Here is an 8,589-nt window from a genome sequence, read left to right on the forward strand (position 1 = left end):
TCAGGTATCGATCCGACAGGGTCAGGGCGAGGTCCGGAAACGTCAGATTGAGTACCCGCCTCGGTGAATACGGAGTGTCCACCAGCGGCCGAGAGTATTGGAATTCTTCGATCTTCCGAAGGATGCCCAGGGGTGCGACGCGCTCGCGGAGCCGCATGTAGAACTCCTCGTCGGGAAGGCCGAGCACGTAGTCCGGGTCGCTGAGTTTCTGCGACTCCAGCATGACCGTCACGTGCGCTTCGATGATGTCGTCCCAATACCGGCGTTGCGCGTTTCGACACCGTTCGACCAGGTTGTCCAGTCCCATGTAGCCATCGGGGCCGGACTTCAAGGTCATGGCGTCGACCTTCGTCACCTTGACGCCGTGCCGATCGAACGCGGCGATCACCTTCCTGCGGATCAACGCGACGGTTGTTGCGTGCGAGGCCTGCTCGGCCAACGACTGTTCGAATTTCACTGTTCCCCCGAGGTTTGTGGACTTGGTTCTGTGCTCCTTGGTCTGTTCGACGCAGCAACTGACACAATGGTTCCCATGTCGTCCAACGCGTCTGCTGCCGGTCTGTGCAATTTCGTCGATGTGTCACCCTCGCCGTTCCATGTGTGTCGGACGGTGTCGGTGCAGCTCGAGGAGGTGGGATTCGTTCGCGTCGACGAGACCGAAACCTGGCCGGCCGAGGCCGGGCGCTACTACCTCATCCGCGGCGGATCCCTCGTCGCGTGGAGCACCGAAAGCTCTGGACCGTTCCGTATCGTCGGCGGTCATACCGACAGTCCGAACTTGCGGGTCAAGCAGCATCCGGACCTCGAGTCGGCAGGGTGGCAGATGGTCGGCCTCGAGCCGTACGGCGGCGCGTGGCTCAACTCGTGGCTCGATCGCGATCTCGGCATTTCCGGTCGACTGAGCGTTCGTGACGGCAATGGCTTGCGCGAGGTTCTCGTCAAGGTCGACGAACCGATCCTTCGGGTACCCCAGCTGGCGATCCACCTGTCCGAGGACCGCAAGGGCGTCACTCTCGATCCGCAGCGCCACGTCAATGCCGTGTGGGGCGTGGGGAATTCGCCCAGGTCGTTCCTGGGGTACGTCGCCGAACGTGAAGGAGTCGACCCCGCGGCAGTGCTGGGGTGGGAGCTGATGACACACGATCTCGCTCCGAGCGCAGTGGTCGGAGTCGAGTCCGAATTGGTCAGTGCGCCGCGGCTGGACAATCAGGGGACCTGCTACGCCGGAACTCAGGCTTTGATTGCGGCAGTGGAGAATCCGACCGCGGCGACGCCTGTCCTCGCGCTGTTCGATCACGAGGAAGTCGGCAGTATGTCCGACCGTGGGGCATTCTCGGATCTGCTGAACACGGTGCTCGAGCGCATCGTTCTCGGACGTGGCGGTGGGCGCGAGGAGTTTCTGCGAACCATGGCCGGTTCCGTCTGCGCATCCGGGGACATGGCACACGCGACGCATCCGAACTATCCGGACCGACACGAGCCCTCCCACCGCATCGAACTTGGCGGTGGACCGGTGCTCAAGGTGAACCAGAATCTAAGGTATGCAACGGATTCCGCCGGTGCGGGTGCGTTCGCGCTGGCCTGTGATCAGGCGAACGTGCCGCTGCAGAGGTACGTCCACCGAGCCGATCTGCCCTGCGGGTCGACGATCGGACCGATCACCGCGTCACGCACGGGGTTGTCGACCGTCGACGTCGGCGCCGCTCAGTTGGCGATGCACAGTTCGCGCGAGCTGATGGGGGCGTCGGATGTCGCGGCGTACGCCGATGCGCTCGGGGCTTTCCTTGCGCCGGCGGGCTAGGTCGGCAACCACTAGGTCGACAACTGGGGCTCCAACCGCAGGCACGCATCGGCAGCGAGCCAGAACAGCTGCTCGCGGACGCTGCCTGCCTTGGTCCAGCCGCGGTGCTCCCAGTCGGCGGCCAACGAATCGCCCGCGTACAGCAGCTGCGCGAACCGCACCCCGCGGTACTGCGCGACCGCGCAGAACGCCGACGCCTCCATGTCGACCGTCAAGCACCCCTCCTCGACGCGCCGCGACACCCGGCTGCGGGTTTCGCGATACAGCGCATCGGTCGTCCACGATCGGCCCGTGACGTGATCGATGCCGGCCTCGGTCAGCACCTGCTGGAGTACCGTCACCCCGTCGGGATCGGCGTCGACGACACGTCCCGGCGCCAGGTAGTGGAACGACGTGCCCTCGTCGCGAACTGCACTGTCGACAACCATGACGTGGCCCATCCCGAGCTGATCGGTCAGCGCCCCAGCGCCGCCGACAGCCACGAATTCCGAGCACCCGAGCGCGATGGCCTCTTCGAGAAACAGCGCTGCAAGGGGTGCGCCGACGCCTGGATGGAACACCGCGAGCCGCTCGCCGCCGCGCTCGATCTCGTACACAGGATGCTCACCGTGCTCGGATCGCAGGATCGACAACACTCGCGCCCGTCCCTGACCGGCTATGGATTCGATCACTTCGGCAAAGAAGCATACGACGGCCTTGCTGGGGATATCGACACCCTTGACCACCATCTGAGGCGTCAGGACGCCCGGAAATGCCAGATCGTTCTCCGTCAATGCAATGTCCACGCAGGTATGTTCGCATGCTCATTTTGGGGCCTGTCACCCTGCACGGATAGACTCCCACTGGCATTTCGCTCCAGGAAGGGACCCCACTCCTCGTGTCCGCTAGCTCAGCAAAGACCGACACTGTTTCGATCGCTACTGCGACGCCCGATGTGGCGCAGCCGTACCGAGAACTCGGGCTCAAGGACGACGAGTATGCCCGTATCAGGGAGATCCTCGGCCGTCGCCCCACCGACGCCGAGCTCGCGATGTACTCGGTCATGTGGAGCGAGCACTGCTCGTACAAGTCCTCGAAGGTCCACCTGAAGTATTTCGGTGAGACCACGACCGACGAGATGCGCACGTCCATGCTCGCAGGTATCGGCGAGAACGCGGGCGTCGTCGACGTCGGCGACGGTTGGGCCGTCACATTCAAGGTCGAAAGCCACAATCACCCGTCGTACGTCGAGCCCTACCAGGGCGCCGCGACCGGTGTCGGCGGCATCGTCCGCGACATCATGGCCATGGGTGCACGCCCGATTGCGGTGATGGACCAGCTGCGTTTCGGTGCTGCGGACGCGCCCGACACCCGACGCGTACTCGAAGGCATCGTGCGGGGTGTCGGCGGGTACGGAAACTCCCTCGGCCTCCCCAACGTCGGCGGCGAGACGGTGTTCGACGCCTCCTACGCCGGCAACCCGTTGCTCAACGCACTGTGTGCAGGTGTCATGCGGGTCGAGGACATGCACCTTGCGTTCGCGTCGGGCGTGGGCAACAAGATCATCCTGTTCGGCGCTCGCACGGGTCTCGACGGCATCGGCGGCGTGTCCGTCCTGGCCTCGGAGACCTTCGACGGTGACGAGACCGGTGGAGGCAGGAAGAAGCTTCCAGCGGTGCAGGTCGGCGATCCCTTCACCGAGAAGGTGCTCATCGAGGCGTGCCTCGAGTTGTATGCGAACAAGCTCGTCGTCGGTATCCAGGATCTGGGCGGCGCCGGACTGTCCTGTGCTACTTCGGAACTCGCGTCCGCAGGCAGTGGTGGCATGCACATCACGCTCGAGCAGGTGCCGATGCGCGCAACCGGTATGACTCCCGCCGAGGTGTTGTCGAGCGAATCCCAGGAGCGCATGTGCGCCGTGGTGACGCCGGACAACGTCGAGAAGTTCATGGCTGTCTGCAAGAAATGGGATGTGCTCGCGACAGTCATCGGCGAGGTCACCGACGGTGAGAACCTCGAGATCACCTGGCACGGCGAGACGGTCGTCGACGTCCCGCCGAAGACCGTGGCGCACGACGGCCCGGTCTACTCGCGTCCCGTGCAGCGTCCGGCGACGCAGGACGCGCTCGTTGCGAACACCACGGCCTCGTTGAAGCGGCCCGAGACCGCCGACGAGCTCAAAGCGACGCTGCTGAAGATGATCGGCTCGCCACAGCTGTGCAGCCGCAAGTTCATCACCGAACAGTACGACCGCTATGTCCGCGGGAATACCGTGCTTGCCGAGAACGCTGATGCCGGAGTGATTCGGATCGACGAGAAGACGGGCCGCGGAATCGCGCTCGCCACAGACGCATCCGGTCGCTACACAGCCCTCGACCCGTACCAGGGTGCCCAGCTCGCATTGGCCGAGGCGTTCCGCAACGTCTCCGTCACCGGCGCGACGCCGAAGGCCGTCACCAACTGCCTCAACTTCGGATCGCCCGAGGACCCGGGCGTCATGTGGCAGTTCCAGCAGGCTGTTCGCGGCCTCGCCGACGGCTGCGTCACGCTCGGTATCCCGGTCACCGGCGGAAACGTCAGCTTCTACAACCAGACCGGTTCCGAACCCATCCTTCCGACGCCGGTGGTCGGCGTCCTCGGAGTCATCGACGACGTGCATCGACGCATTCCGACGGGCCTCGGTCTGGAACCGGGCGAAACGTTGATTCTGCTCGGGGACACCCACGACGAGTTCGACGGATCCATCTGGGCGCAGGTGGAGCACGATCACCTCGGTGGAGTTCCGCCCAGGGTCGACCTGGCTCGCGAGCAGTTGCTCTCCGACATTTTGTTGGCAGGATCACGCGACGGTCTCGTCAGCGCCGCCCACGATCTGTCCGAAGGTGGTTTGGCACAGGCCGTCGTCGAGGCCGCCTTGGCCGGCGAAACCGGTTGCCGCATTTTGCTTCCCGAAGGTGCGGACCCGTTCGTCATGTTGTTCTCCGAGTCCTCCGGTCGCGTTCTCGTTGCTGTCCCGCGCACGGAGGAGACGAGGTTCACCGGCATGTGCACCGCCCGTGGTCTGCCGTGGACGCGCATCGGCGTTGTCGACGAAGGCTCGGACGAGATCGAGGTACAGGGTCAGTTCGCGGTCAAGATGACCGAACTCCGTGACACCTTCGAGAGCACACTTCCCAGACTTTTCGGGTAGGTCCATGTCCAGGGGAGAGGCTTCGGAAGCCCCGGAGGCGTCGGACACCCCGGAGGCGTCCGGCGCCGGTACCGACACGGTCGAGCACGAGCACAGGCACCACCGGCATTCGCTCGAGTTCGCCGTACCCTCTCCCGACAAGCATCCCTTCGTCATGTGGCTGTGGGGGCTGCTTCAGCTCGACTTCACCGGTATCGCGTTCGGCGCCCTGTTCTTCTGTTGGTCTCTGACTCCGTCGCTGCTGCCGCGTGATTGGCTGTTTCAGGGGCTGATCGGTGGCATCAATGCCGCGATCGGGTACGGCTTCGGCGTCGCAGTGGGTTGGTCGGTGCGCCGATGGTTCCTCGCGGGCAAGTCGTGGTGGCCGCTACCGAGGAGGGTCGAACTGTGGATCAAGTTCGCCATTCCTCCGGTCGCGACGATCGCAGCTCTGTACATGCTCATGTTGTCTGCGGCTTGGCAACGAGAGTTGGCCGAGCTGATGGACGCCGAGGGCACGACCACTACCGGGTACTTCCGTACCGGTGTTCTCAGCATTGTTGTCGGTACGCTGTCGATCTCGGCGACGCGTGTGCTGCGAGATCTGGTTCGATTCGTGTCCCGTCAGATCAACCGGGTCGTCAAGATGCCGCGCGAGGTTGCCAACGTCATCGGTGTGGTGCTGGTCGTGGTGCTGGTCATCGCGCTCGTGCAGGGCGTACTGCTGCGGGCTGTCTCGGACGTCACCAACTCCATTTTCAGCTTGCAGAACAACGAAACTCGCGAAGGCGTGGAACAACCGATGCGGCCCGAACGCTCGGGTAGTCCACAATCGTTGGCGCCGTGGGACACCCTGGGGTTCGAGGGACGCAATTTCGTCTCCAGTGGACTCAGTGCCGAGGAGATATCCGACGGGCTAGGCAGGCCTGCGCTCGAGCCGATTCGCGCGTACTCCGGCCTGGAAACCGCTCCGACACAAGATGAGCGGCTCGACATCGTCGTGCGGGAACTCGAACGAACCGGCGCATTCGAGCGACAAGCTCTGGTCGTGGTCCCCACCACCGGCACCGGGTGGGTCAACCCCACCGCGGTCGAAGCGGAAGAGTTGATGTTCGGTGGCGATGTCGCGACCGTCGCCGCGCAGTACTCGTACTTACCGAGCTGGATATCGTTCCTCGCCGAGCGCGAAAAGGCCGCAGCAGCGGGGGAGGCGCTGATCGACAAGATTCGCGCACGCTGGATGCAGGAACCGGAGGACACTCGTCCACGCCTGTACGTGTACGGCGAAAGCCTCGGCACCCAATCCGGTGAGGGTGCGTTCGACGGACTGGCCGAGATACGCGACAGCGTCGACGGTGTCCTGTGGGTCGGCCCACCGAATGCGAACCGGCTGTGGGGGCAATTCGTCACCCGCCGGGATCCCGGCAGCCCCGAGGTTCGACCCGTCTATGCCGATGGCCTCGTCGTCCGATTCGCCGACAATTCGTCGGGTATCCCGCCCGAGGGTGAGCCGTGGCTCAGCCCACGAGTTCTGTACGTCCAACACGCGTCGGACCCGGTGGTGTGGTGGTCACCCGATCTGCTGTTCTCCCGCCCGGACTGGCTGTCCGAGGCTCCGGGACCTGATCGCCTGCCGGACATGCGCTGGTTCCCGATCGTCACGTTCTGGCAGGTCGCCGCCGACCTTACGAACGCTGCTGGAGTCCCCGACGGACACGGGCACAACTACGGAACGCTCGTGCTCGACGGCTGGGTCGCGATCGCCGCACCGGAAGGTTGGACGGCCGAGGACACCGAGAAGGTTCGCGCCGTCATGGACGAGTACGCGGGCCGGGACGGTCCGGAGAAGTGACGCCGCTCGTTCTCGGGGCCGTGACGACGGCGTGGAGCACAGTGGTACTTCCGGCGTTGCGTCTCACCGACCGCCGCCGCGCGGTGGTCAACGCCGCCTTCGGGATCGGATTGACCCGCGCCAGTGGGCTCACAGCTGTCGAACTGGGGCTCACTCGCTGGCGAAGCGGATTGTGGTGGGGCCTCGGGGCGGCAGCGGTGCCCGTCGTTGGTGCTGCGGTAGTCGTATCCGTCCCGGCTCTGGCGCAACGTGTACGGCCGTCGGACGACGACCTCGCCGAGTGGGTGCTGCTGCGGATACCCGTCGGGACGGTTGTTGCCGAGGAGTTGGCGTTCCGCTGCGTCTTCGATGCGGTGTCGCCCACGGGGTCGCCGATCTTCTTCGGGCTGTGGCACATTCACCCGGCTCGAGCGGCCGGAGATTCGGTGCTCGGGACCGTCGTCGGCACCACGCTGGCGGGCGTGGTGTTCTCGTGGCTGCGTCGCCGAAGCGGCAGTGTGCTGGCGCCCGGTCTGCTGCACTATGCGGTGAATGCGTCGGGAGCGGTGTTGGCTGCTCGACGCACGAGCCCTGCAGCCACAGTTCTAGGCTGATCGGCATGGCTCCGAGCAAGACCGTCACTCCCGAACAAGTCCGAGCGGCCGTGCTCGCCGTCGCGGACTGGGTGCGCGACGGCTCCCTCGTCGCCCCGTCCCGCGCCGCCCTCGCTGACGCCGTACGCACCACCGCCCGCACGCTCGCTCAGATCGCGCCCGGTTCGAGCGTGGAGGTGCGCGTGCCGCCGTTCGTCGCAGTTCAGTGCATCCCCGGACCGCGTCACACCCGTGGGACGCCGCCGAATGTCGTCGAGACCGATGCGCGGACCTGGCTCGAGGTCGCCACGGGAGTCAGAGCGTTCGAGGACGCACTGAAAGACGGGTCGATCACCGCGTCGGGAAGCCGCGCTAGCGAAGTAGGGCATTGGCTGCCGATCCTTCGTGCCTGAGCCATATGGACAGCAGATGTCCGACTCGGGAATGGAAGAACGCCCACGATGCGTTGGTACGCCCTGACGGCCCGTAGACTAGGCCGTGCCCCCCGCCCCGGCCCCCTTAGGGAGCAGTGCTGTGACCTCTGCCGATGTATCGGTATCAAGTCCAAATCTTCTGCTAGGCAAACCCGTGGACGAACCCGAGAACGAGCCTCGTGAAGAGTGTGGCGTCTTCGGTGTTTGGGCTCCCGGGGAGGATGTGGCGAAGCTCTCGTATTACGGACTTTATGCCCTGCAACACAGGGGACAGGAAGCTGCGGGTATTGCAGTGTCCGACGGTTCGCAGGTGTTGGTCTTCAAGGATCTCGGCCTGGTCAGCCAGGTGTTCGACGAGCAGACCCTCGGCGCTATGCCGGGGCATGTCGCTATCGGACACTGTCGCTACTCCACCAGCGGCTCGGTGACGTGGGAAAACGCGCAGCCGATCTTTCGCACCACCAAAGCGGGGACGGGTATCGCCCTCGGGCACAACGGTAACCTGGTCAACTTCGCCGAACTCGCGACGCGTGCCCGCGAGCAGGGCCTGATCAGTGACCGTCTGCAGGGCAACGGCACGTCGGATTCCGATGTCGTGGCAGCTCTTCTGGCGCACAAGGCGGCCGACTGCACCATCGAGCAAGCCGCGATGGAACTCCTGCCGACGCTGAAGGGCGCTTTCTGTCTCACGTTCATGGACGAGCACACCCTGTATGCCGCGCGTGACCCGCACGGGGTTCGCCCGTTGTGTCTCGGGCGTCTCGATCGCGGTTGGGTGGTCG

The 8,589-nt window shown here is 65.0% G+C and carries 7 protein-coding genes and 1 pseudogene; 6 read left to right on the plus strand and 2 right to left on the minus strand.

Features of this window, described 5'->3' with window-relative positions:
* Positions 1 to 457 (minus strand): annotated as a pseudogene (locus tag A2J03_RS05615) (hypothetical protein); the annotation flags it as partial.
* Between the two features lie 66 nt (positions 458 to 523).
* Here A2J03_RS05615 and A2J03_RS05620 point away from each other — a divergent pair.
* Positions 524 to 1,801, plus strand: coding sequence for a M18 family aminopeptidase (locus A2J03_RS05620; protein ID WP_068370583.1), 1,278 nt, complete (start codon positions 524 to 526; stop codon positions 1,799 to 1,801).
* A gap of 11 nt (positions 1,802 to 1,812) precedes the next feature.
* Here A2J03_RS05620 and A2J03_RS05625 read toward each other — a convergent pair whose 3' ends face one another.
* Positions 1,813 to 2,586: a nucleoside phosphorylase gene (locus tag A2J03_RS05625; protein WP_231912385.1), complete on the minus strand. Its 774-nt coding sequence runs from the start codon at positions 2,584 to 2,586 to the stop codon at positions 1,813 to 1,815.
* 92 nt (positions 2,587 to 2,678) lie between these two features.
* On the opposite strand from A2J03_RS05625, the gene purL reads away from it, so the two are divergent.
* The 5 genes from purL to A2J03_RS05650 form a co-directional block, all read left to right on the plus strand.
* A complete protein-coding gene (purL, locus tag A2J03_RS05630) occupies positions 2,679 to 4,970 on the plus strand; it encodes a phosphoribosylformylglycinamidine synthase subunit PurL (RefSeq protein ID WP_068370585.1) in 2,292 nt (763 codons plus the stop codon).
* Between the two features lie 154 nt (positions 4,971 to 5,124).
* The gene (locus A2J03_RS05635; RefSeq protein WP_231912386.1) at positions 5,125 to 6,801 is read left to right on the plus strand and encodes an alpha/beta hydrolase; all 1,677 of its coding nucleotides are present in this window, start codon (positions 5,125 to 5,127) and stop codon (positions 6,799 to 6,801) included.
* A complete protein-coding gene (locus tag A2J03_RS05640; protein ID WP_068370587.1) occupies positions 6,798 to 7,394 on the plus strand; it encodes a CPBP family intramembrane glutamic endopeptidase in 597 nt (198 codons plus the stop codon). The genes A2J03_RS05635 and A2J03_RS05640 overlap by 4 nt, the downstream gene beginning before the upstream one ends.
* Before the next feature lie 5 nt (positions 7,395 to 7,399).
* Entirely contained in the window at positions 7,400 to 7,786 is a 387-nt protein-coding gene (locus tag A2J03_RS05645; RefSeq protein ID WP_068370589.1) for a sterol carrier family protein, read from the plus strand.
* 121 nt (positions 7,787 to 7,907) lie between these two features.
* The coding region (locus A2J03_RS05650; RefSeq protein WP_197480632.1) for an amidophosphoribosyltransferase at positions 7,908 to 8,589 on the plus strand (682 nt) is incomplete at its 3' end.

The sequence above is a fragment of the Rhodococcus sp. EPR-157 genome (assembly GCF_001647195.1).
In the GTDB taxonomy this organism is placed as follows: Bacteria; Actinomycetota; Actinomycetes; order Mycobacteriales; family Mycobacteriaceae; genus Rhodococcoides.

Coding starts and splice junctions, on each gene's coding strand:
- A2J03_RS05635 (WP_231912386.1), top strand. CDS start 5,125: ATGTGGCTGTGGGGGCTGCTTCAGCTCGACTTCACCGGTATCGCGTTC.
- A2J03_RS05645 (WP_068370589.1), top strand. CDS start 7,400: ATGGCTCCGAGCAAGACCGTCACTCCCGAACAAGTCCGAGCGGCCGTG.
- A2J03_RS05620 (WP_068370583.1), top strand. CDS start 524: ATGGTTCCCATGTCGTCCAACGCGTCTGCTGCCGGTCTGTGCAATTTC.